This is a genomic window from Lentzea sp. HUAS12, from assembly GCF_024125735.1.
Classification (GTDB): Bacteria; Actinomycetota; Actinomycetes; order Mycobacteriales; family Pseudonocardiaceae; genus Lentzea; species Lentzea albida.
In genome coordinates, this window is sequence record NZ_CP099738.1 from 5466116 (window position 1) to 5490744 (window position 24629).

At 70.3% G+C, this 24629-nt stretch carries 17 protein-coding genes; 8 read left to right on the plus strand and 9 right to left on the minus strand.

The window, feature by feature from the left end:
- Nucleotides 1-15: 15 nt before the first annotated feature.
- Nucleotides 16-1185, minus strand: a complete 1170-nt coding sequence (locus tag ND450_RS24530) for an MFS transporter (protein WP_253321033.1) — start codon at nucleotides 1183-1185, stop codon at nucleotides 16-18.
- Between the two features lie 240 nt (nucleotides 1186-1425).
- Here ND450_RS24530 and ND450_RS24535 point away from each other — a divergent pair, with 240 nt between their 5' ends.
- The gene (locus ND450_RS24535) at nucleotides 1426-2022 is read left to right on the plus strand and encodes a DUF2345 domain-containing protein (protein ID WP_253321034.1); all 597 of its coding nucleotides are present in this window, start codon (nucleotides 1426-1428) and stop codon (nucleotides 2020-2022) included.
- Nucleotides 2023-2041: 19 nt separating this feature from the next.
- Here ND450_RS24535 and ND450_RS24540 read toward each other — a convergent pair whose 3' ends face one another.
- Nucleotides 2042-2710, minus strand: coding sequence for an HNH endonuclease (locus ND450_RS24540; RefSeq protein ID WP_253321035.1), 669 nt, complete (start codon nucleotides 2708-2710; stop codon nucleotides 2042-2044).
- 152 nt (nucleotides 2711-2862) lie between these two features.
- Here ND450_RS24540 and ND450_RS24545 point away from each other — a divergent pair, with 152 nt between their 5' ends.
- The 4 genes from ND450_RS24545 (at nucleotide 2863) to ND450_RS24560 (ending at nucleotide 8055) form a co-directional block, all read left to right on the plus strand.
- Nucleotides 2863-4959, plus strand: coding sequence for a prolyl oligopeptidase family protein (locus tag ND450_RS24545; protein WP_253321036.1), 2097 nt, complete (start codon nucleotides 2863-2865; stop codon nucleotides 4957-4959).
- A gap of 86 nt (nucleotides 4960-5045) precedes the next feature.
- The gene (locus tag ND450_RS24550; RefSeq protein WP_253327985.1) at nucleotides 5046-5879 is read left to right on the plus strand and encodes a mechanosensitive ion channel family protein; all 834 of its coding nucleotides are present in this window, start codon (nucleotides 5046-5048) and stop codon (nucleotides 5877-5879) included.
- Nucleotides 5880-6021: 142 nt separating this feature from the next.
- Entirely contained in the window at nucleotides 6022-6405 is a 384-nt protein-coding gene (locus tag ND450_RS24555; RefSeq protein WP_229693930.1) for a globin, read from the plus strand.
- A 57-nt stretch (nucleotides 6406-6462) separates the two neighbouring features.
- Entirely contained in the window at nucleotides 6463-8055 is a 1593-nt protein-coding gene (locus tag ND450_RS24560) for a glycoside hydrolase family 13 protein (RefSeq protein ID WP_253321037.1), read from the plus strand.
- A 25-nt stretch (nucleotides 8056-8080) separates the two neighbouring features.
- On the opposite strand, the gene ND450_RS24565 is transcribed toward ND450_RS24560, so the two are convergent.
- The 3 genes from ND450_RS24565 to ND450_RS24575 form a co-directional block, all read right to left on the minus strand.
- A complete protein-coding gene (locus ND450_RS24565; protein WP_253321038.1) occupies nucleotides 8081-9196 on the minus strand; it encodes a low temperature requirement protein A in 1116 nt (371 codons plus the stop codon).
- A gap of 73 nt (nucleotides 9197-9269) precedes the next feature.
- The gene (locus tag ND450_RS24570; RefSeq protein WP_089922181.1) at nucleotides 9270-9896 is read right to left on the minus strand and encodes a hypothetical protein; all 627 of its coding nucleotides are present in this window, start codon (nucleotides 9894-9896) and stop codon (nucleotides 9270-9272) included.
- Entirely contained in the window at nucleotides 9889-10320 is a 432-nt protein-coding gene (locus ND450_RS24575) for a thioesterase family protein (protein WP_253321039.1), read from the minus strand. The genes ND450_RS24570 and ND450_RS24575 overlap by 8 nt, the downstream gene beginning before the upstream one ends.
- 93 nt (nucleotides 10321-10413) lie before the next feature.
- On the opposite strand from ND450_RS24575, the gene ND450_RS24580 reads away from it, so the two are divergent.
- Nucleotides 10414-10911 (plus strand): DUF2975 domain-containing protein, encoded by a 498-nt coding sequence (locus ND450_RS24580; protein WP_253321040.1) that lies wholly within the window; start codon nucleotides 10414-10416, stop codon nucleotides 10909-10911.
- A 60-nt stretch (nucleotides 10912-10971) separates the two neighbouring features.
- Here ND450_RS24580 and ND450_RS24585 read toward each other — a convergent pair whose 3' ends face one another.
- The 4 genes from ND450_RS24585 to ssb form a co-directional block, all read right to left on the minus strand.
- Nucleotides 10972-15909: an NAD-glutamate dehydrogenase gene (locus tag ND450_RS24585; RefSeq protein WP_253321041.1), complete on the minus strand. Its 4938-nt coding sequence runs from the start codon at nucleotides 15907-15909 to the stop codon at nucleotides 10972-10974.
- Between the two features lie 381 nt (nucleotides 15910-16290).
- Nucleotides 16291-20505: a hypothetical protein gene (locus ND450_RS24590; RefSeq protein ID WP_253321042.1), complete on the minus strand. Its 4215-nt coding sequence runs from the start codon at nucleotides 20503-20505 to the stop codon at nucleotides 16291-16293.
- A gap of 18 nt (nucleotides 20506-20523) precedes the next feature.
- Nucleotides 20524-22200: an energy-dependent translational throttle protein EttA gene (gene ettA / locus ND450_RS24595; protein ID WP_089922176.1), complete on the minus strand. Its 1677-nt coding sequence runs from the start codon at nucleotides 22198-22200 to the stop codon at nucleotides 20524-20526.
- 262 nt (nucleotides 22201-22462) lie between these two features.
- Nucleotides 22463-22876, minus strand: coding sequence for a single-stranded DNA-binding protein (gene ssb / locus ND450_RS24600; protein WP_253321043.1), 414 nt, complete (start codon nucleotides 22874-22876; stop codon nucleotides 22463-22465).
- 223 nt (nucleotides 22877-23099) lie between these two features.
- On the opposite strand from ssb, the gene ND450_RS24605 reads away from it, so the two are divergent.
- Together ND450_RS24605 and ND450_RS24610 are read left to right on the plus strand one after the other, a co-directional pair.
- Entirely contained in the window at nucleotides 23100-23705 is a 606-nt protein-coding gene (locus tag ND450_RS24605) for a TetR/AcrR family transcriptional regulator (protein ID WP_089922270.1), read from the plus strand.
- Nucleotides 23702-24625, plus strand: a complete 924-nt coding sequence (locus ND450_RS24610) for an ATP-binding cassette domain-containing protein (RefSeq protein ID WP_253321044.1) — start codon at nucleotides 23702-23704, stop codon at nucleotides 24623-24625. Before ND450_RS24605 ends, ND450_RS24610 begins: the two co-directional genes overlap by 4 nt.
- Nucleotides 24626-24629: the final 4 nt, after the last annotated feature.

Here is a 24629-nt window from a genome sequence, read left to right on the forward strand (position 1 = left end):
GTACGGTAGCCGAACTCAGCCGCGCACGAGCGGCCGGGCCAGCAAGATCGCGGTGAATCCCACGATCGAGCCCGCCACGACGTAGACGGTGCCCAGCGACGTGGCCTGCGCCAACGGTCCGGCGAGGCCCGCGCCGAGCGGCGAGAGGCCCCAGGCGAGCACCCGGTAAGCGCTGGTCACACGCCCCATCATCGGTCCGGGCGTGAGTCGTTGCCGCCGGGTCGCGGACAGCACGTTCCACCCCGCGGACGCCAGGCCGAACAGCACGCACGCGATCACCGCGACCACCAGCCACGGCGTGAGCCCGAACAACGCGAACGCGGCGCCGAGCAACGCCAGGAACCCGACCATGACCCGGCCCGCACCCCACCGCCTCGCGAGCCGCGGGGACAGCCACGCACCTAGCAGAGCACCGGCCGCCATACAAACGACCAGGGCGGGAACCACCGGTTCGGCGAGGCCGAGTACCTGGATGGAGTAGAGCGCCAGCATCGCGTTGATCGCGGCGGCGCAGAAAGCTGTGATTGCAACGGCAACTACCAGTGACCGCAGCCCAGGAGTCCGCACGAGGAACCGCGCGCCCTCGGCCAGTTGCCCCCGGAGATCACCTCCGGAGCGTTCCGCGGCGACGTCCGGCACGCGGGACACGAACACCGCGGCGACGGCGAACGAGAGCGCGTCGAGGGCGAAGCAGGCCGCCGGGTCCCACCAGAACAGCGCCGCGGCGGCCAGCGGACCGGCGAGGTCCATGCCGACCGTTTCGACGGCCACGAACCTGCCGTTCGCCGCCTCCAGCTCCCCCGGCCCCGCGAGCTCGACCAGCAGCACCTGGGACGCCGAGTCCGCGAACGTCTCGGCGGAGGTCAGCACGAAAGCCGTGGCGCACAAGACGACGACCGTCGCGTGTCCGGTGTGGACCGCCAGCGCGAGCACTCCGGTCACCCCGGCGCGCAGCCAATGCGCCACCACGACAACGGTCCGGGGCCTCCAGCGGTCCACGAGCGCGCCGGCGGGCAGCGCGACGAGCAACCAGGGCAACGTGAGTGCGACGGCCACAGCGGACACGGCGAGCGGGCTGCGGGTGCTCGCGGCGGTGAACAACGGCAGCGCGACGACCCGCACGCCGTCGCCCACGAGCGACACCGCCCAGGCCCTGGTGAGCGCTCGGAAACCCTGTTCCCGCACGCCTTTCACGGTATGACCCACATCACGTTCCATCAGATCGAACGTTACAGAGCGTGTCCATACCGGCCAGTAAGGCCAACGAGTGCTCTCGTGCGGCGCAGCGGTTACACCCGGTCAGGCCTCACCCGGTCGGAGGCGAACGGGTGCCGGTTTGGGGTCTTGTTCCCGGATCACCCACCTCTTAGCTTTTCACCTATACGGGTCTTGCGCACCCGCCCCGGACGAGTTGGAGGACACAAAATGTTCACGATGACCCCCGCCCAGGCCGTGACCTTCACTCTTCCGAGCTACAAGGACGATTCAGTGCGTATCACCGCGAGTGACTCCGTCCGGATCACGCGGGACGACTCCGTTCGGATCACCGCGTCCGATTCGGTGCGCATCACGGCGAGCGACTCCGTGCGCATCACCATGAGCGACTCCGTGCGCATCACGGCGAGCGATTCGGTCAGGATCACGTGCGCCGACTCGGTGCGCATCACGGCCCTCGACGACTCCGTGCGCATCACCGCTCAGAGCGATTCGGTCAGGATCACGGCGCACGACGACTCGGTCCGCATCACCGCACACGACGACTCGGTGCGCATCACCGCACACGACGACTCGGTGCGCATCACGGCAACGGACGACTCCGTCCGCATCACCGCACACGACGATTCCGTCCGGATCACCGCGCACGACGACTCGGTCCGCATCACCGCTACCGACGATTCCGTGCGCATCACCGCCACGGACGACTCGGTCCGCATCACCGCGCAGCAGGACTCGGTCCGCATCACGGCCCACGACTCCGTACGCATCACGGCACGCCGGAACGACTTCTCCCTCGCGGCCTGACCCGCCCGGACGCGGCAGATCAGGCCGCGGGTTCACCCAGGTACGGCAACCACTGCGGATCCGCCTCGGCCACCCCGGCGAGCAACCGCCAGTGCGGGCCCCGCGGCGCCGCCGGAACGACGCGCAGCCGCCAGCCCAGTTCGGACAGCAGCTTGTCCGCCTTGCGGTGGTTGCACTTCGCACAGCAGGCGACGCAGTTGGTCCAGGTGTGAGGTCCGCCACGCGAACGCGGCACGACGTGGTCGATCGTCTCGGCCCGCCCGCCGCAGTAGGCGCAGCGGTACCGGTCGCGGTGCATGAGCCCGGCACGGGTCATCGGCACGCGGCCGCGATAAGGCACGCGCACGTAGGAGCTCAGCCGGATCACGGACGGCACGAGCACCTCGGACTTCGACGAGTGCAGCACCAGCCCGGAGGCGTCCCCGTGGACGACCTCGGCTTTCCCGCAGACCACGAGCACGACCGCGCGGCGCAGCGACAACGCCGTGAGCGGCTCGAAAGTGGCGTTGAGCAGCAGGACCTTGCGTCTGCCCCAGGGGAAGACCACCGGCGTCGGACCGGAACCTCCCCCGTCTCGATCCCCGTCGGGCACCGCCCGCAGCTCGGGCTGATTTCGGCATGGGGGGACCGTCGGCGCGATCTCGCCCTGGAGCGAGCCGCCGATAGGGGTCGGTTGTCGGTCTGGCACGCGACCACCTCCACCGGTTCAGCCATAGGAGACCACACTTACCAGGAAAAAATCACGTGTGATAAGTGACGCGTCACGGATGCGTGATCGAACCTGAGGTGAACCCGCTCCCTATCGAAGATGGTTTTCAAGAGACCGCTACCCTTGACAAGGTGACAGAGGTCCCTTCCACTCCACTGCCTGCGACGATCACCTACCCGATCGCCGAGCGGCTGAACATCGCCGAGCAGCTCCACGGGCGCACCGTCGCCGATCCGTACCGCTGGCTCGAGGACACGGCAGACCCCCGCACCGCGGAGTGGTCGCAGGCGCAGGACGTGCTCGCGCGCTCCTGGCTGGACGCGATGCCCGGCCGCGAGCGCCTGGACGCCCGGCTGCGGGAGCTGATGCGCACGGGATCGGTGTCCACTCCGACCTGGCGCGCCGGCAGGGCGTTCTTCACCCGCCGCGGTCCCGAGCAGGACCACCCCGTCGTCCTGGTGCGCGAGAGCGACGGCACCGAACGCGTGCTGCTCGACGTGAGCGCCCTCGACCCGTCCGGCAGGACCACTCTGGACGCCTGGTCCCCCAGTCTCGAAGGCACCCGCCTCGCGTACCAGGTGTCCGTCGGCGGCAACGAGCACTCGCTGCTGCACGTGATCGACGTCGAGACCGGCGAGCTCGTCGAGGGTCCCATCGACCGGTGCCGCTACTCCGCGATCGGCTGGCTGCCCGGCGGCGAGGAGTTCTACTACGTGCGCCAGCTCGACCCGGCGCTGCTGCCCGAGGACGAGAAGCTGTTCCACCGCCGCGTGTGGCGCCACCGGGTCGGCACGGACCCGCAGACCGACCTCAACGTGCACGGCGACGACCAGGCGCACACCTTCTACTACTCGGTGACGGTCTCGCACGACGGCCGCTGGCTCGTCGTGAGCGGGTCGCCCAGCACGCTGAAGCACGACTCCGTGTGGATCGCGGACCTGCACGGCGACGGCGAGCTCAAGCCCGTGATCCTCACCGAGGCGGGCGTCCAGTGCTCCGCGTCCGTGGCCAGGGACGGCAGGCTCTACCTCCACACCAACCACGGCGCGCCCCGGCAGCGCCTGTGCGTCGCCGATCCCGCGAACCCCACCGAGTGGACGGAGCTGATCGCCGAGGAGCCCGACTCGGTGCTCGACGGCGTGCGCTGGCTCGACGGCGACCTGGTCGTCCTGCGCACCCGGCACGCGGTGTCCGAACTGCACCTGCACGACGCCGCGACCGGCGCGCACAAGCGGGAGATCCCGCTGCCCGGCACGGGTTCGCTGCACGGGATGTCCGTCGTGGACTCCCAGACGCCGCACGACCAGGACACCGTGTGGTTCGGGTGGACGGACTTCGTGACGCCGCAGTCGGTGTTCCGGTACTCGCGCGCCACCGGTGAGACGGTGCTGCACGAGGCCGCGCCGGGTCGCGTCGAGCTGCCGGCCGTGACGACGCAGCAGATCGCGTACTCCTCCAAGGACGGCACGACGGTCCGGATGTTCGTCGTGAGCGGCGAGCAGAAGCCCGACCTGCCCCGTCCCGCGCTGCTCACCGGCTACGGCGGCTTCGCGATCGGCCGCGGCCCCGGCTACAGCGCGACCACGCTGGCGTGGGTCGAGGCGGGCGGTGTGTGGGTGCACGTGTCGTTGCGCGGCGGCGACGAGGAGGGCGAGGACTGGCACGTCGCCGGCATGCGCGCCAACAAGCAGAACGTGTTCGACGACTTCCACGCCGCGGCGGAGCACCTGGTCCGCACGGGGTGGACGACGCCGCAGCAGCTGTCGATCATGGGAGGCTCCAACGGGGGCCTGCTCGTGGGCGCCGCGCTGACCCAGCGCCCCGAGCTGTACGCGGCCGTGGTGTGCTCAGCGCCACTGCTCGACATGGTGCGCTACGAGAAGTTCCTGCTCGGGCGGCTGTGGGCGGACGAGTACGGCAGCGCAAGCGTGTCCGAGGAACTGGGCTGGCTGCTCTCCTACTCGCCTTATCACCAAGTGGTAACGGACGTTGAGTACCCTTCTGTGTTGTTCACGGTGTTCGAGTCGGATTCTCGTGTGGACCCCAACCACGCCAGGAAGATGTGCGCGGCGCTGCAGCACGCTTCGTCAAGTGATCCGACCAAGCACCCGGTGCTGATCCGCCGCGAGACCGAAGTCGGTCACGCCGGGCGGTCGGTGAGCCGGACGGTGTCTCTCGCCGTGGACCAACTGACGTTTCTCGCGAATGCCACCGGCATGGAGTTGTAGGAGGGCACGACCACGTGACGAGTCCCGTGGACGACATCTCGAACAAGACCGCGCAGGCGGTCGGCTTCTTCGAGAAGTACGGCCCGATGATCCTGACGGGCGCGATCAAGATCGTCGTGATCCTGATCGCCGCCTTCATCCTCCGGGCTCTGCTCCGCAAGGTCATCGACCGGATCACCATCCCCGGCAAGGAGGGCAAGAAGCCGGGGCTGCTCAAGCCGTTGCGGGAACGCGCTCCGCAGGCGCTCGGGAACCTCGTCTCCGAGCGCCGTGAGCAGCGCGCCCGCACGATCGGCTCGGTGCTGAAGTCGATCGTCACGATCCTGATCTTCGGAATCGCGTTCCTGGAGATCATGATCGTGGTCGGGCTGGACATCACGCCCGTGCTGACGTCGGCGGGCATCCTGGGCGTCGCGATCGGTTTCGGCGCCCAGAACCTGGTGAAGGACTTCCTGTCCGGCATGTTCATGCTGCTGGAGGACCAGTACGGCGTGGGCGACGTCGTCGACCTCGGCCCGTCCATCACCGGCACCGTCGAGGCGGTCGCCCTGCGCACCACCACGATCCGCGACACCGGGGGCACGGTCTGGTACGTCCGCAACGGCGAGATCCTGCGCGTCGGCAACTCGTCGCAGGGCTTCGCGGTCGCGGTCGTCGACCTGCCGCTGAGCTACGGCGCGAACCTCGCCGAGGCCACCGCCGTGCTGGAGCGCACGGCCGCCGAGGTGGCCGAGAAGGAGCCGCTCAAGACGGACATCACGGCCAAGCCCGAGGTCCTCGGCGTGGAGAAGTTCACCGTCGACGGCATCACCCTGCGGGTCACCGTGAAGACGCGCCCCGGCCGCCAGTGGGCGGTCCAGCGCAACCTGCGCGCGCAGCTGATGCCCGCGCTGGAAGAGGCCGGCTTCACCGCCAAGTGAGGTCCAAACGCAGGCGCCGGGTGAGTTAGAACACCCATTCGAGACGATGATCACCCGGCGTCCTGCCAGTTCACACCCCTATGGCACGGCCTACACCCGGGGCGCCCTGCACGGGGTGGCCCGCGTGAGTCAGGATGGGTGTGTGGGAAACCCCGTGAGCTTCTTCGAACAGGTCGGTGGCGAGGAGACGTTCCACCGCATCGTCGCGCGCTTCTACAAAGAGGTGAAGTCCGACGAGGTCCTCCTCCCCCTGTACCCCGAAGAAGACCTCGGACCTGCGGAGGAGCGGCTGCGGTTGTTCCTGATGCAGTACTGGGGCGGACCGCACACCTACTCGGACAACCGGGGCCACCCGAGGCTGCGGATGCGCCACGTGCCGTTCAAGATCGGACCGATCGAACGGGACGCGTGGCTGCGCTGCATGAGGATCGCCGTCGACGAAGCCGGCCTGGACGAGGCTCACCGCAAGCAGCTCTGGGACTACATGGAGATGGCCGCGAACAGCTTGATGAACAGCTTCTCGTAACCGACCATCACCCGTTCGGGTCTTTTAGCAGCGAGACGAATGGCAGGATGACCCCCCGTGCGACGATCCTCCGACCTCAGCCCCGAGATCGCCGAAGAGGCCGCCTGGTGGCGTGACGCCGTCTTCTACCAGGTGTACGTGCGCTCCTTCGCCGACTCCAACGGCGACGGCGTCGGCGACCTCGACGGCATCAGGTCCCGCCTCGGCTACCTGGAGCTGCTCGGCGTCGACGCCCTGTGGCTCACCCCGTTCTACCGCTCGCCGATGGCCGACCACGGCTACGACGTCGCCGACCCGCGCGACGTGGACCCGCTCTTCGGCGACCTGGCCGCGTTCGACCGGCTGGTGGCGGACGCGCACGAGCACAACATCCGGGTGACGGTCGACCTGGTGCCGAACCACTCGAGCGACCTGCACGAGTGGTTCCAGGAGGCCCTGCACGCGGGCCCCGGCAGCATGGAGCGCGCCCGCTACATCTTCCGCGAGGGCCGCGGTTTCGACGGCTCGCAGCCGCCGAACAACTGGACGTCGGTCTTCGGCGGTCCCGCGTGGACCCGCGTCCCGGACGGCCAGTGGTACCTGCACCTGTTCGCGCCGGAACAGCCGGACCTGAACTGGGAGCACCCGGAGGTCCGCGCGGACCTGGAGCGCACCCTGCGGTTCTGGCTCGACCGCGGCGTCGACGGCTTCCGCATCGACGTGGCGCACGGCATGGCCAAGCCCGAGGGCCTGCCGGACATGGAGATCCGCCCGCAGGCGCCCGGCGTGCTGAGCGACGACGCGCACGACCCGCGGTTCGACAACGACGGCGTGCACGAGATCCACCGCATGATCCGCAAGGTCATGGACGGCTACCCCGGCACCATGGCCGTCGGCGAGATCTGGGTGAAGGACGACGAGCGCTTCGCCGCCTACGTCCGTCCCGACGAGCTGCACCTGGGCTTCAACTTCCGCCTGGTCGAGGCGAGTTTCGACGCGGACGCGGTCCGTTCGGCGATCGAGCACTCGCTGGCCGCGGTCGCCCTGACCGGCACCCCCGCCACGTGGACGCTCTCGAACCACGACGTCGTCCGCCACGTGACCCGCTACGGCGGCGGCGCGGTGGGCGAGCAGCGGGCCCGCGCGATGACGCTGGTCGAGCTGGCGCTGCCGGGGGTCATCTACCTCTACAACGGCGAAGAGCTCGGCCTGCCGAACGTGGAGCTGCCGGACTGGGCCCTGCAGGACCCGACCTGGGAGCGTTCCGGGCACACCGAACGCGGCCGTGACGGCTGCCGCGTGCCGATCCCGTGGGAGGGCGCGAGCCCGCCGTTCGGGTTCTCCACGGCCGTGAACACCTGGCTGCCGCAGCCGAACGAGTGGGACCACCTCACCGCCGAGGCGCAGCTCGAGGACCCGGGCTCGATGCTCTCGCTGTACCGCGAGGCGCTGGAGCACCGGAAGTCCAACGCGTCGTTCGCCGGCACGGAGCTCGAGTGGTACGGCGCCCCGGCCGGCTGCTTCGCGTTCCGGCGCAAGGGCGGCGGGCTGATCTGCGCCCTGAACACGTCGGGCGCGTCCGTGCCGCTGCCGCCGGGTCAGGTGCTGCTGTCGTCCGGCCCGATGGACGGCGACCAACTGCCGCCCGACACGGCCGTCTGGCTGGCCTGACGCCGTCCCGCTGCGGGCGTGCCGGTCACGCCCGCAGCCTGCCCTCCACGGCCAGCAGCGCACCGAACACGAGGACCAGCGCGGCCACCTGGGCGATCGCCAGCCACAGGCCGATCGGGATGGTCGCGAGCGCGACCACACCGGCGATCACCCGCCACCGGACCGTGCCGATGCCCATGCGGTGGCGGAAGAACACCTGCCCGGCCAGGAAGACGGCCGCTCCCGCGCCCAGCGCCAGCGCGCCGCTGAGGTAGAGGTGCTCGGTGGCGTGCCCGATGGTCTTCTTGATGCCGACGCACACGACGATGATGCCCAGCAGGATCGGCACGTGCGCCCAGCCGAACGCCGACAGCGCCGCGCGAGACCGTTCGACCTGCGTCATGGCCGCGAGGCTGTGCTCGGCCCGGACGTCCTGGTCCCGGCCGAAGTGGCACCACCAGAGCTGGTAGGCGAGCGTCAGGCCCAGCAGGGCCGCCACGACGAGCTGGAAGTTGAGCGGCAGGCCCGCAGCCCCGATGCCCATCGCGATGATCGACTCGCCGAGGGCGATGATCACCACGAGCCCGTGCCGTTCGACGAAGTGCACCGGCCTGATGCGGAACTCGCCGTGCCGCCGGTTCACGTACGGCGACACGACCATGAGCACCACGGCCGCGAACCAGGCGGCGGCCCGCCACACGGGCGGCAGGAACCCGCCGGCCAGCACCAGGACCGCCGAGCCGAGGTTGAACGGCGCCAGCCGTGCCATCGCCGCGGCCGACCCCGGCCCGCCCGCCGAGATGAAGAGCCCGGAGTGGACCAGGTTCACGATCAGGTACCCGATCCCGAACGCGGGCCCGGCGGCGGCGAACCCGGAGGGGATCGCCAGCGCGATGATCAGGAACCCGCCCATGCCGCACATGAGCAGCACCCGCCGCAGCGTGGTGTTCGGCGGGACGGCGTTCGTGAGCCAGACGTACCCGAAGTACATCCAGAGGATCACGAACAGCATGAGCAGGACCTGCCCGAAACCGGCCGGCGACATGTCGTCGGCCAGCTTCTGGGTCAGCTGCGTGATCGTGAAGACGAAGACCAGGTCGAAGAAGAGCTCCAGGGTCGAGACCCGGTACTCGGTCTCCTCCTGCGGCGATTCGGCAGACACGCGCGACATGGTGCCACGCGCATCCGCTTGCGGCGCAGTGATTTCCCGAAAAGAACCTGCAGTTAACTCCAGGTCAGACGAGTAGCGGCAGCATGGAGTGGCGGCGCCGGACGACCGCGCCGAACCGGGCGTCGATCCGCAGCCACGAGTCGGTCGCCGTCACGCGGACGTCCCCGTCGTCGCCGAGGAAACCCATGCCCGACAACGCGAACAGGACCCGCAGCGGGATCTTGACGTCCAGCCCGGACCCGCTCACGGTCAGCACCGTCTGGTCCAGCAACGAGGCCGGCGGCGTGCCCTGCGGGCCGGTGTTCTCGCGCGCCACCTCGACACCCTCGTCGGCGATCTTCGCGACGACCTCGACGGGCAGCCGGTCGACCACCAGCCAGCCCTCGGCGGGCGGCAGGGCCGAGCGCCACATCAGGTCCTTGGCCGGTCCGGGGTCGATGCGGTCGTCGCGCATGACCGCGAGCCCCGTCAGCAGCTCCGAGCCGGACACCGTCACGTCGGCCGGGTTCGCCTGTCCCGCAACGGTTCGCGTGGCGAGCGCGTCGAACGGCGTGGCCACCCACGCGTCCAGCAGCTCCTCGTTGCGGTTGCGCAGCCGCACGACGCCCTGCGCGTCGAGCCGCACCGCCCGCGCGGCGAACGCCCCGAGGTCGTCTCTCTCGGCCGCGTCGGCCAACACCAGCTCAGGCACCGTTTCCCCCTGCCCGCCACCCGGCGAGAAAGTCGCGCTCGGCCTCGGTCAGGCGGCGCGGTCGTGCTGTCGTCACGTTGTAGGGCGCCATGAGCGTCTCCGCCCTGACGACCACCGGGCTGTTCGCGTCCCGGCTGGAGCGCACCACGTAGTCGAGCGTCAGCGACGCGGACTTCAACTCCCGCACCGACATCTCGACGATGATGTCCTCACCGGTGAACACGATCGGCGCGAGGTACTCGACCACGAGCTTCGCCACGACCATGCCCTCGGCCAGCTCCTTGACCCCGTGGCGGGCCGCCTCCGTGAACAGCAGCTCGATCCGGGCCTCTTCGAGCAACGTCACCGTTTTGGCGTGGTTGACGTGGCCGAACGCATCCATGTCCGACCATCGCGGCCGCACACCAGTGACGAAGACACCCATGGAGGGACCCTACCGCCCACGACCGCGTGAACCTTCACAGGACCTCCACACCAGCCGATTGAAAATCGATAGGCAGCTGTCGATACTCGATTCATGACCCGCGCACTGGTGTTCTTCCTGCAGACCCTGCTCGCCATCGCGTTCCTCAGCGGGCTGTTCGCCCAGGTCGTGGTGATCCCGACGACCGCGGCGGACGAGGCCGGGCTCTTCCCGCCGTACGAGTCCGTGCGGGTGCCGTTGGTGGTGTTCGCGATCGTCTTCGTCGCCTGCCTGCAGGTGCTGGCGGTCTCCCTCGGAGTGATGCTGCAGCGGGCGGGGGACGACACCGTGTTCGAGTCCCGTTCGGTCACCTGGACGAACATCGCGATCGGCGCCATCACCGCGGGGGCCGTCGTGATGGCGGCCCTGTTCGTCTACGTGACGTTCGCGGACATCCCCTCCCCCGCCGACGGCATGGAGGTCCTGGGGCTGTGGATGGGATCCGGCGCCGGCACGGTCGCGGCGGTCGGCGTGGCCTTGCTCGTCTACCTGGGCCGCAGGTGGCTGGGACAGGCGATCGCGCAGCGCGCGGAACTCGAACAGGTCGTCTGACGTTGACACAGAACGGGGCGCCGCGGAGGGGATTCCGCGGCGCCCCGTTTTCGCTGCCTGCTACCTGACCATGCTCCGCACCTGGCGCGCGGCCACGGAGAGGGTCGCCAGGTCCAGCTGGTGCACCCGGTTGATCTCCTCCAGCGCACCGCGCGAGCGGGACAGGCGCGAGGCGTTGGCCTGCTCCCACTTGGCGATCTTCTCGCTCGCCGTGTCGTCCTCGTCGCTCGCCCGCAGCACGTCGACCGAGATGGCCCGCAGCGACGAGTAGAAGTCGTCGCGCAGTGCAAGCCGGGCCAGGGCGTGCCAGCGGTTGCCTCGCTCCAGGCTCGTCACCGAGTCCAGCATGTGGTCGATGTCGAGGTGGTCGGACAGCGCGAAGTACAGCTCGGCCGTCTCCCGGTGCGTGCGCTCCGGGCCGGCGCCGCCGGTCGGGCCGAACTCGCGCTCGGCCAGTTCGGCGATCTCGGTGACGTCGAGCAGGCCGTACATGTAGAGCAGCGCCGCGACCTTGCGGGCCAACTCGGCCGGGACGCCCTGCTCGACGTAGCGGTCCGCCTTGCCGGCGACCACGTCGAGTTCCTTGCCCTGCAACAGGTCGAAGGCGTGCGGGCTGAGGTCCTCGACCACCTTGCGGAAGCGGTTGATCGTCGAGCCCACCGCGAGCGGCTGCGGGCGGTTGGACAGCAGCCAGCGGGACGCCCGGTCCAGCAGGCGGCGGGTCTCGAGGACCATGTTGTCCTGCACGTCCGTCGGCACCACGGTGTCGAGCGCCTCGATCTCGCGCCAGATCGACGGCAGGTCGAAGACCTGGGTGACCACGGCGTAGGCGCGGACCGCGTCCGTCGCCGAGGCGCTCGTCTCCTCGGCCAGGCGGAAGGCGTAGGAGATGCCGCCGCCGTCGACGACCTCGTTGACGACGACCGTGGTGATGATCTGCCGCGCCAGCGGGTGGTTCGGGATCTCGGCGCCGAAGCGTTCGCGCAGCAGGCTCGGGAAGTAGTCCGGGAGCTTGCGGGTGAACGTGTCGATCGTCGGGATGTCGCTCGAGAGCAGCTCTTCCTTCAGCGTGAGCTTGGTGAACGCGAGCAGCGTGGCGAGTTCGGGCGAGGTGAGGCCCTGGCCGCTCTTCTCCAGCGCCTTGAACTCGGCCGGGCTCGGCAGGGCCTCCAGCTTGCGGTTGAGCGCGCCGCGCGCCTCCAGGTCCGCCGTGAGGCGCGCGTGCACCGACAGCATCGGGGCCGCGTGCGCCCGGCTGACACCGAGGACGCTGTTCTGCGAGTAGTTGTCCGCCAGCACGAGCTCGCCGACCTCGTCGGTCATCTCGGCGAGGACCTCGTTGCGCTGCTGCTGCTCCACCGAGCCCTCCCGGACCAGGTGGTCCAGCAGGATCTTGATGTTGACCTCGTGGTCGGAGCAGTCGACGCCGGCGGAGTTGTCGAGCGCGTCGGTGTTGACCTTGCCGCCCTTGCGGGCGAACTCGATGCGGCCGCGCTGGGTCAGGCCCAGGTTGCCGCCCTCACCGATGACCTTGACCCGCAGCTCGTCGCCGTTGACGCGGATCGTGTCGTTGGCCTTGTCGCCGACGTCGGCGTGCGACTCGGTCGACGCCTTGACGTACGTGCCGATGCCGCCGTTCCACAGCAGGTCGACCGGCGAGAGCAGGATCGCCTTCTTGAGCTCCGGCGGGGACAGCTTGGTGACGCCCTCGTCGAGACCCAGCGCGACGCGGGCCTGCTCGGAGATCGGGATCGACTTGGCCGTGAGCGGGAAGATGCCGCCGCCCTCGCTGATCAGCGAGCGGTCGTAGTCGTCCCACGACGAGCGCGGGACGTTGAACAGCCGCACGCGCTCGGCGAACGACGTGGCCGCCACCGGGTTCGGGTCGAGGAAGACGTGCCGGTGGTCGAACGCCGCCACGAGCCGGATGTGCTCGGACAGCATCATGCCGTTGCCGAACACGTCACCGGACATGTCGCCGATGCCGACGACGGTGAACTCCTCGGTCTGCGTGTCCACGCCGAGCTCGCGGAACGAGCGCTTCACGCTCTCCCACGCGCCCTTGGCCGTGATGCCCATGGCCTTGTGGTCGTAGCCGATCGAGCCACCGGACGCGAACGCGTCGCCCAGCCAGAAGCCGTATCTCTGGCTCACGCCGTTCGCGATGTCGGAGAACGTCGCGGTGCCCTTGTCCGCGGCCACGACCAGGTACGTGTCGTCGCCGTCGTAGCGCACGACCTGCGGCGCGGGCACGACCTCGTTGTTGATCAGGTTGTCGGTGAGGTCGAGCAGGCCCGAGATGAACATCTTGTAGCAGGCGATGCCCTCGGACATGAAGTTCTCGCGGTCGATGCCGGGATCGCCCGTCGCCGGGATCGGCTTCTTGACGACGAAGCCGCCCTTCGCGCCGACCGGCACGATCACCGCGTTCTTCACGGCCTGCGCCTTGACCAGGCCGAGGATCTCCGTGCGGAAGTCCTCGCGGCGGTCGGACCAGCGCAGGCCACCGCGCGCGACGCTGCCGAAGCGCAGGTGCACGCCCTCGACGCGCGGGGAGTACACGAAGATCTCGAACTTCGGCCGCGGCTGCGGCAGGTCCGGGATCGCCTGCGGGTCGAGCTTGACCGACAGGTACGGCCGCCCGTTGCCGTCGGCGTCGCGGAAGAAGTAGTTCGTCCGCAGCGTGGCGTTGATCAGGCTCAGCAGGCTGCGCAGGATGCGGTCCGCGTCGAGGCTCGTCACGTCGTCGATCAGCTTGCCGATCTCGGTGACCATGGTCTCGGTGTGCGCGGCCCTGGTCGCGTCGCTCAGCGCCGGGTTGAACCGGGCCTCGAACAACGCCACGAGCGCGATCGCCACGCTCGTGTGGCCGAGCACGGCGTCCTCGATGTAGTCCTGCGAGTACGGCGTGCCCGCCTGGCGCAGGTACTTCGCGTACGCGCGCAGCATCGCGGCCTGCTGCCAGGTGAGCCCGGCCTGCAGCACCAGCGAGTTGAACCTGTCGACCTCGGCCTCACCACGCCAGACCGCGGCGAACGCGTCCTGGAACCGCACGCGCACGCCGTCGAGGTCGGCCTCGGAGAGCTGCGCGAGCGCGGCCTTGTCGATGCGCAGGCCGAAGTCGTAGATCCAGCACTGCACGCCGTCCTCGCGCGCGATCTCGTACGGCCGCTCGTCGACCACGATGACGCCCATGCGCTGCAGCATCGGCAGCACGTCCGAGAGCGTGATGCCCTCGCCCGTCACGAACAGCTTGAAGCGCCGCTCGCCCGGTTCAGCGTTCTCGGGCACGTAGAAGACCATGTCGAGGTCGCCCTCGACGAGCTTCTCGATGCGCCGGAAGTCCTCGAGGCCCGTGGCGGCCGGGAAGTCCTCCTTGTAGGCCTCGGGGAACACCGAGGCGAACCGCTGGCCCTGCTCCGTGGCGGACTCGGCGCCGAGGTCGTCGCCCCCGACGGCCTCGACCATGCGGTCGTCCCAGCTGCGGACGGCCTCGCCCAGCTTCGCCTGGATCGCCTGCACGTCCGGCTCCAGCGTGCGCGCCGGGTCCGTGTGGACCATGAAGTGCACGCGGGCCAGCGCGGACTCGCCGATGCGCGCGCTGTACTCGAGGTTCAGGCCGCCGAGCTCGGCGAGCAGCACCTCCTGCATCGCGAGGCGGCTCGTCGTCGTGTAGCGGTCGCGCGGCAGGTAGACCAGGCAGCTGAAGAAGCGGCCGAACGGGTCGCGGCGCAGGAACAGCCGCAGCCGGCGGCGTTCCGCGAGAGCGATGACGCCCGTGGTCGTCTGGTAGAGCGTCTCGGTGTCGACGGAGAACAGCTCGGTGCGCGGGTAGTTCTGGATCACCTCGAGCATCCGCTGGCCCGAGTACGACTGCAGCGGGAAGCCGGCGCGGTGGATCACCTCGCGCACGCGGCGCTCGACGACCGGGATGTCCAGCACGTTCTCGTGCAGCGCCGTGGTGCTGAAGATGCCGAGGAACCGGTGCTCGCCGGTGACGTTGCCCTCGCCGTCGAACGTCTTCACGCCCACGTAGTAGGGGTAGACGCTGCGGTGCACGCTGCTCTGCGCGCTCGCCTGCGTCAGCACCAGCAGGTCGGGGCTCAGGGCCTGCGCGCCGTTGTCCGGCCCGGCGGTGAGGCTGCGCGCGGCGAGGCTGTCCTGGCGCAGCACGCCCAGGCCGCTCGCGAGCACGGCCCGCAGCGCCGGTTCGCCGTCCTCGCGCACCAGCTCGTACTGCCGGTAGCCCATGAACGTGAAGTGCCCGTCCGCGAGCCACCTCAGCAGGTTCGCGCCGTCCGTGGTGGCCTCGGACGAGTCCTTGCCGAGCTCCTCGGCCAGCTGCAACGCCGTGGTGACCATGCGGTCGGTGTCCTCGACGACCTCGCGGACGTCGGTCAGCACCGCCAGCAGGCGCGTCTCGAGCTCACGGGCGCGGTCGGCGTCGGTGATGAGGTCGACCTCGATGTTCATCCACGACTCGGCCAGCGCGTCCGCGGGCGGATCCGCCGGATCGGCCGTCGGCAGCACCTCGGTGCGCTCGCCGGTGACCGGGTCGCGCCGCACCACGACGATCGGGTGCACGACACGCTGCACCTGCACACCACCGCGCGTGAGCTCGGACGCGACCGAGTCGACGAGGTAGGGCATGTCGTCCGTGACGACCTGGACGACGGTGACAGGACACTGCCACCCGTCGGCACTGCGCGTCGGGTTGAGGATGCGCACCGCGGGGCGTCCGGGGACGCGGCTCTCGGCGAGCTGGTAGTTCGACCGCACCGCACCGACCAGGTCCACCGGGTCGTCGTCGTTGACTTCCTCGGCGGGCACGTGGCGGTAGAAGAGGCGGATCAGGTCAGCGAGTTCGGGGGCATTGGCGGCGGCCCGTTCGATCAGCTCGTCACGGACCTGCTCAGGACTGGCCGTTCGACTGCCATCACCCGCGGCGGGGGCCGCGGAGACGTCGTCGGTTCGGGTCGGGGCTCCAGTCGAGGTCATGTTCAGGCGACTCCACGCTATCCGGCACCTCTGTGTGCCGGGTCCGGCCCCACCATAGATGGGGTGGCGGCCGTCACCGGCAACAGGAGGGGCACTGACTGGCCACTGAATCGTGGGCTGAATCGAGTCACATCATCAGTGGGGACAAGGCTTTCCACATCCGCGGGCACGACAGGACGCCGGCTGTCTCCGCCGGCCCCGACACCCCGTCGCTCCACACGTTCATCCGATCATGGGCCCCACGACGGCGTGACCTCCGTGGAACCGCCGGCCGTCACCGGCCGCCCCTTCCGGGTGAGCACGGGACCGCTCGTGCGACCTCTGCCCAGGTACCCGGCGGGGAGGGGTTGGGCAAGGCTTGAGGTGTGGCGCTGGCCACCCTCACACCCCCGGCAGCGTCCACCCGGGAGGCCCGTCCGCCCGGAAAGGACGAATCGGACCGGTCGTCTCGGTGTCCGACACCGGTGCCACCGGGCGGATCGGCCCGGTCTTCTCCTGCTCGGACTCCGCGAAGGCGGGCCCACCGACCCGGAACAGCGCGTCCGCGTGGTTCTCGCGGTCCTCCGGCGAGGGCCCGGCAGGTCTGTTCAGCTGCACGATGTACGACGCGCCCGACCCGAACATCTCCTCCACGGAGGCCTCGGCCTCCGAGTCGTCCTCAGGCCGGCTGGTCCGGAACAACGACTCCATGCTGAACGCCGTCCCCGCTCCCGGGTCCGACCCCACCGCGCGCTCCTCGGCCACCACGCCGAACGACTCCCCCGGCCGGAAGCCCGTGTCCGCGGGCTCGGCCTCGACGGGACGGTCCGGCCGATCCACCACCGCGGCCTGCGCCGCGGGTTCGTCGGACGACCACTCCGGCGCGGCCAGGTCCGACGCGTCCAGCTGCTCCTCGTCCGAGCGGCGCCCGGTCTCGTAGGCGACCAGCGCCTCGGCCAGCAGGTCGGCGAGGCTCATCTCGCTCGGCCTGCGGCGACTGCTCGGACGGCCCGCCGGGTCGTCCGGCACCGCCGCGGCACTGATCTTCTCGGTGGCCGCGTCCCCGCCCTCGGACCTGGTGGCGAAGAAGTCGTACGACTCGACCGAGCCGGGTGACGCGGCCTCGCTGGACGCCGGCTCCGTCGCGGTCGACGGCTGCGGATCCGTCGCGCTCGGGTCGGAGGTGAGGTCTGCCGAGCCGGGGGACGCCGTCTGGCCGATGGCCTGCCCGGGCTCCGCGCCGTAGGCGAAGTCCGTGCTGTACGCGGACTCCTGGCCGCCACCGGACCCCGCGCCACGGGCTGGACCGGTGCCGGCGCCCCACTCGTCGCCGTCGCCCCGCTCGGTGCCGCCCGCCTCCGTGCTGCGGCTGGGCGCGCTGCCGTACTCCGCCTCGATGCTGTAGACGGGCTGCGCACCGAACCCCGCCTGCCCGCCGAAGGCCGACTGCCCACCGAAAGCCGACTGGGTGCCGAACGTCTGCGTGCCGAAGGTCGGTTGCGTGCCGAAGCCGGCCTGGCTGCCGAAGGTCGGCTGGGCCTGCTCCGCCTGCTGTGCGCGGACCGGGGTCGTGGGGACGTCCGAGGGGTCGTCGTCGACGTCGGCCGAGCTCAGGAAGCTCGTCGACAGCAGGTCCGGTTCGGGAGTCTTCGGGATCTCGTCCGGGACCGGTACGTCCGGGACCGGGTCCGGGAGGGGCGGGAGCGGCTTCTTCTCCGGCTCCGCCGGGTCCGGGTGCTCCTCGGGCGCGGGCGGCGGGGACGGAACGGACGCGGTCGACTTCGAGGCACCGAAGTCGAGGCCGCTGAAGTCCAGTCCGCTGAAGTCGAGGTCGGGGAGCCTGCGCTCGTCCGGGTCGGCCGTGACGGCCGGGAAACCGTCGGCCGGGGTGTGCAGCGGGAAGGCGGGCTCGTCGGTGTGGGGGCCGAAGTCCGGGGACTCCGGCGGGCGCGAGAACGCCGCGGCCAGGCCCGACCGCGCCGGACCGTCCGGGTTCACCTGGTCGGCCAGGCGTTCGGAGCGGGAACGGGTGCCGGCGTCCGCGAAGTAGTTCGGCGACGCGTCTGCCGCCTGGTCGTCACCGCGCCGGCTCGACGGCGGTTCGACGCGCCACGACGGGGCGCCGGACTGCGCCTCGGCCTCGCGGGCACGGCGGCGGCCGCCTGCCCGCAGACCCTGCGCCTTGAGCATGTCGAGGACGCTTTCCGGCTGCGACCCGGACGCGTCGGCACGCCCTGCGGCCTCCGCGCGGGCGGCTTCCTCGCGTTCGAGGGCCTGGCGGGCGGCCTCCTCGCGTTCGACGGCCTGGCGGGCGACCTCCTCGCGTTCGACGGCCTGGCGGGCGACCTCCTCGCGTTCGACGGCCTGGCGGGCGACCTCCTGGTGCGCCGCCTCCTGCCGGGCGACGTCCCTGCGCACCGCTTCCTGACGCGCCGCCTCGCGGCGGGCCTCCTCCTGGCGCACGCTCTCCAGGCGAGCCACCTCGTGGCGCACCGCCTCGTCACGGGCGGCCAGCTGACGAGCGGCTTCCAGGCGAGCGGCCTCGTCGCGGGCGGCTTGCTCCCGCGCCGCCTCTTGCCGCGCTGCCTCCGCGCGAGCCTCTTCCAGGCGGGCCACCTCCTGGCGCGCGACCTCTGCACGGGCCGCCTCCAGGCGGGCGGCCGCTTCACGCTCCGACTCCAGACGAGCGGCTTCCTTGCGCGCGGCCTCTTCGCGCGCCGCCTCCTGGCGGGCGGCCTCTTCGCGCGCCGCCTCCTGGCGGATCGTCTCCTGGCGCGCCGCCTCCTGGCGGGCCGCCTCCTGGCGGGCCGCTTCCTGGCGCGCCGCCTCCTCACGGGCGGCTTCCTGGCGGGCCGCCTCCTCACGGGCGGCTTCCTGGCGGGCCGCCTCCTCGGCGGCCTGGGCCTCGCGTTCGGCCTGGGCGCGTTGTTCGGCGCGGGCCTGGCGTTCCGCCTCGATCTGGCGGCGGGCCTCGCGCTGCAGCTCCATGAGCTGCTGCTCGACCTTGCGCTTGCGTTCCTGCTCGACGGTCAGCTGGGGCCGCGGCTCGGCCTGGGGTGGCTGCTCCGGCTCGGGAGCCGCGGGGGTGATGGGGATTTCGGCGATGGTGGTGGGCCGGTCGTCGTCGATCTCACCGGCGGCCACGCGGGCGGCACGACGCCGGCCGCTCACCATGGCGCCCGCGGAGGCGATCAGGCCCGACGCGGGGACCGTGCGGTCGGAAGGGGAAGAGGGAGGGGAGGAAGAAGGCAGGGGTGCGGGTGGCGGTTCCACGGCTTCCGGGGTCTTGTCATCGGGCTCGCCGAACGGCTGGACCATGCGCCACCGGTCGGCGGCGTGTTGTCGGGCCGCGGACAAACCCTCCACGGTCATGTCTTCGGCAGCGCGCCGAGCACGCTTGGCGTTCAGCCCGTCGCCCTTGCGGACCTGGACCGGGCGCCACTGCCGGAGTTGTTGCTTCAGTGCGGCGGACAGCACGCCGTCGGTGACCACCTGCATGCCCTCGACCGGCCTGAGCACGCTCGCCAGTTGCTGGTGCAGGTCGGCCGGCTGGCGGTGCACACCGGCGAACTCCGCGGCGAGCCGGGCGCGCACCGCGTAGACGGCGCGGGCGCGGCGGCGTTCGGCGGCGTGGGCCGAGCGCAGGTCCTTCAGCGCGTCGGCCAGGTCGCCGGACACCTCGTGCACGTGGGCCAGCGCCAGCAGGCTTTCCGCCAGCAGCGTGTCGAGCTGGTGGCGTTCGGCGCTCGCCACCGCCTCGCGCAACATCTCGCGGGCCAGTCCGACCCTGCCCGCGGGCAGGTGCACCCGCGTGGCGAGGGCCAGGCGCAACCAGCCGGTGGTGGACGCCGAAGGCGCGCGCACCGGGCGGTCGAGCAGCGGGGCGCCGACGTCGCTCGCGTCGAGCAGCCGGTTCGCGTCCATCAGCGCGAGCGCGAGTTCCAGCCTGAGCCTGCCGACACCCTGACCGCTGTCCGCGTCGGGATCGGAGAACCTGCTCAGCAGGTCGAGGCCCTCGCGTGCGGCCCCGATCGCCGCGGCGAGGTCGCCCCAGCGCCGGTGCTGCGCGGCCTGCACGGCACGGATCTGACCGCGCAGCAGCAGACGCGTGTCCTCGTCGAGCGTGGTGTCGGCGACGTAGAGCTGATCGGCCTCGGCGAGCGCCCGCGCGGGTTCGTCACCGCGGCCGACCGTGACGAGGCATTCGCTCGCCTGCACCAGGGCCGAGGCCCGCAGTTCCGCGGGCACGTCCGGCGCTTCCAGCACCGGGGTGACCGCCGCGAACCCCGTCAGCGGTGCGCCCACGGACCGGGCGCACGCCGCGAGCTCGACCCGCAGCAGCCACCCGGTCTCGTGCTCACCAGCGGCCTGGGCCGCCTTCAGGGCGTCGATCGCCCTGTCGGCGACGCGGACGCCGCGGCCCATGCGGTTGCCCGCGAAGACCACGAGCGACTCCGCTCTCAGGCGGTCGGCTTCGTCGCGGCGGGTCGAGGCGAGCGCGACAGCGCGCTCACCCAGCACCAGAGCGAGCTCCGGTGCGCGCCAACGCAGCATCCAGGCGGGCACGACCAGCGTGCTCACCTCGACGTTCGCCTGCGTCTCGCCCCTCGCCGCCACGACGTCGCCGTTGCCCTCTCAGTCCCGTGTCAACTTGCGGTACGTGACACGGTGCGGCCTCGCGGCGTCGGCACCCAGGCGCTCGAGCTTGTTCTTCTCGTAGCCCTCGAAGTTGCCCTCGAACCAGTACCACTTCGACGGGTCCTCGTCCGTGCCCTCCCACGCGAGGATGTGCGTGGCGACGCGGTCGAGGAACCACCGGTCGTGGGAGATGACCACGGCGCAGCCGGGGAACTGCTCAAGAGCGTTCTCCAGCGACCCCAGGGTCTCGACGTCCAGGTCGTTCGTCGGCTCGTCCAGCAGGATCAGGTTGCCGCCGAGCTTGAGCGTGAGCGCCAGGTTCAGGCGGTTGCGCTCACCACCGGACAGCACGCCCGCGGGCTTCTGCTGGTCCGGGCCCTTGAAGCCGAACGCGCTGACGTACGCGCGCGAGGGCATCTCGACGTTGCCGACGTGGATGTAGTCGAGCCCGCCGGACACGACCTCCCACACGTTCTTCTTCGGGTCGATGCCGCCGCGGTTCTGGTCGACGTAGGACAGCAGGACCGTCTCGCCGACCTTCACGTCGCCGTTGTCCGGCTGCTCGAGACCGACGATGGTCTTGAACAGCGTGGTCTTGCCGACGCCGTTCGGGCCGATGACGCCGACGATGCCGTTGCGCGGCAACGTGAACGACAGGTCGTTGATCAGGACCCGGTCGCCGAAGCCCTTCTTGAGCTTGTCGACCTCGACCACGACGTTGCCCAGACGCGGGCCCGGCGGGATCTGGATCTCCTCGAAGTCGAGCTTGCGGGTCTTCTCCGCCTCGGCCGCCATCTCCTCGTAGCGGTCGAGACGCGCCTTGGACTTCGCCTGGCGGGCCTTGGCCCCGGAGCGCACCCACTCGAGCTCGTCCTTGAGGCGCTTCTGCAGCTTCTGGTCCTTCTTGCCCTGGACCGCGAGACGCTCGGCCTTCTTCTCCAGGTAGGTGGAGTAGTTGCCCTCGTACGGGTGGGTCCGGCCGCGGTCGATCTCGAGGATCCACTCGGCCAGGTTGTCCAGGAAGTACCGGTCGTGGGTCACGGCGAGCACGGCGCCGGTGTACTGCGCGAGGTGCTGCTCCAGCCACAGGACGCTCTCCGCGTCCAGGTGGTTGGTGGGCTCGTCGAGCAGCAGCAGGTCGGGCTTGCTCAGCAGCAGCTTGCACAGCGCGACACGGCGGCGCTCACCACCGGAGAGCTTGGTGACGTCGGCGTCGGGCGGCGGGCAGCGCAGGGCGTCCATCGCCTGCTCCAGCTGGGAGTCGAGGTCCCACGCGTCGGCGTGGTCGAGCTCCTCCTGGAGCTTGCCCATCTCCTCCATCAGCTCGTCGGAGTAGTCGGTCGCCATCAGCTCGGCGATCTCGTTGAAGCGGTCCAGCTTCACCTTGATCTCGCCCAGGCCCTCCTGGACGTTGCCGAGGACGGTCTTCTCCTCGTTGAGCGGCGGCTCCTGCTGCAGGATGCCCACGGTGTAACCGGGCGACAGGTACGCCTCGCCGTTGTTGGGCTGGTCCAACCCCGCCATGATCTTGAGCACGCTCGACTTGCCGGCGCCGTTGGGACCGACCACACCGATCTTCGCGCCGGGGTAGAACATGATCGTGACGTCATCGAGGATGACCTTGTCACCGTGCGCCTTGCGCACCTTTTTCATGGTGTAGATGAACTCGGCCATGGCGGCGATCGTAGAGCGGTGCCCAGAGGCTCCTGACCTCGGTCGCCGACAAGCGGCCGCCCACACCCGCGACGAGCGTCACGTGGGTCGGTGACCTGCTTGTTCCGTTCGAACGTGAACGGTTGTCGGCGATCGGTCCTCAGCGGCTCCGACCTACGAGCTTCCCTCCTTCTCCGTGGATCTCGGTACGTACATCTTCTCCGGCACGCGCTACCCGATCGGGTGGGTTCCCGAAGTCCGGCACAGGGTTGCCCCGAACGGCTCAGAACGGAACGGTTTCCTCCGAGAGATCTTCCGCGACCCGAGGCTCAACGAGCGTGGCGGCGCCCAGTGACTGCACGCGGCTCAAGTCCAACCCGACGTGCATGGCGTCCACGTGAACAGCGAGCTTCTTCCCGTCGTCCTTCTCGTAATAACGCATGCGCAACTTGCCCTGGACGATCACCGGATCGCCCTTGGACAGCGTGGTCTTCACGCTGTCGGCGAGCTTCCGCCAGCACGAGACGTTCATCCACAACGTCTCCCCGTCCTCCCAGTCGCCGGCCGCCGTGTTGTACCGGCGCTCGGTCGAGCTCATGCGGAAGAACGCGGACGTCTTGCCGTCTTCGCCGTGCTTGTACGTGATCTCGCTGACGACAGTGCCAACGCAGGTGATCAGCGTGGAATTCCAGGACATCGGGCTCGCCTCCAGGTCGCGGGGTCGTGGTCCAGGCTGCTCCGGGAGCGGTCGGGCCGGGCGGGGCGGCGGCGGATCTGTGGACAACTCGCGAGCTGTGGACAGGTCGAGATCTTGAACGGGCTCGGACCGCGGAATCGTCAGGGGTGTGTGCTAGGCCGCCGCGAGTGAGTGAGCGCCCACTCATTGACATGAGTGAGTACTCACTCATACAGTGGCGGACGTGTCAGAGGAACCACGCCGCCGCCGCGCCCCCGCGATGAGCCCGGAAGACCGCCGCGAGGCGATCGTCCAGGCCACGCTGCCGCTCGTCGTCAAGGCGGGCGCGAACGTCACCACCAGCCAGATCGCCGCCGCGGCCGGCATCGCGGAAGGCACGGTGTTCCGAGTCTTCAAGGACAAGGCGGAGCTGCTGGAGGCGTGCGTCCAGCGCGCGCTGCATTCCGACGAAGAGGTCGCACGCCTCGATGCCATCCCGTCGGACGTGCCACTGGAGGAACGGCTCACGGCGGGAGTCGCCGCGTTCAGCGGCTATCTCGACCGCATGTGGGGCCTCATCGGTGCGCTCCGCGAGTCCGGCTACCACCCGAACGACGAGGACCACAAGAAGCACAAGGGGCCACCGATCGGCATGCAGCAGCTGTCCGACGCCGTCGGCCGCCTGTTCGGCGACGCGGACCTGCGCGTGAGCCCCGACCTGGCCGGACGGATGCTGCTCGGCACCGTCTTCACGAACCGCATGGGCTCGGGCTTCGGCCAGACCGCCGCCGAACCCGCCGCCATCGTCGAGCTTTTCCTGCACGGCGCGCTCAAGGGGGAGACAAGATGAGTGAGCTCATGATCGAAGCGCATGACGTGAGCAAGAGGTTCGGTGACGTGAACGCGCTCGACGGCGTGAGCGTCACCGCGAAGAAGGGCTCCGTTCTAGGCCTCCTCGGCCACAACGGCGCCGGCAAGACCACGCTGGTCAACCTCCTCACCACGATGCTGCCGCCCTCCGGCGGCACCGCGAAGGTCGCGGGGTTCGACGTGGTGAAGCAGAGCCACGAGGTCCGCAGCCGCATCGGCCTGACCGGCCAGTTCGCCGCCGTCGACGAGCAGCTGAGCGGCCACGACAACCTGGTCCTGATCGCCCGCCTGCTCGGCGCGAGCCGCAGGCAGGCCCACGCCCGCGCGGACGACCTGCTGGCGCAGTTCGACCTCACCGACGCCGCCAAGCGCAACGCCAAGACCTACTCCGGCGGCATGCGGCGGCGCCTCGACCTGGCCGCGTCCCTGGTCGGCAACCCCGAGGTGCTGTTCCTGGACGAGCCGACCACCGGCCTCGACCCCGCCAGCCGCCTCGCGATGTGGGAGATCGTCGAGAAGCTCGTCGCGGACGGCACGACCGTGCTGCTCACGACCCAGTACCTCGACGAGGCCGACCGGCTCGCCGACTCGATCACCGTGCTGTCGCACGGCAAGGTCGTCGCGTCCGGCACCTCGGCCGAGCTCAAGGCGCAGGTCGGCCAGCGCACGGTGACCGTCACGCTCGACTCGGCGTCCGAAGTGGACACGGCGCTCAAGGCCATCAACTCCGTGGGGCTCACGCCGGTCGCGGAAGGCCTCACGCTCACGACCCCCGTCAGCGCGTCACGCGACCTTGCGACGGTCGTGCGCGCGCTGGACGACAACGGCTTGGAGGCGCACGAAATCGGCCTCAAGGAGCCCACGCTCGACGACGTCTACCTCACTCTCGCCGCGAACTAGGGGG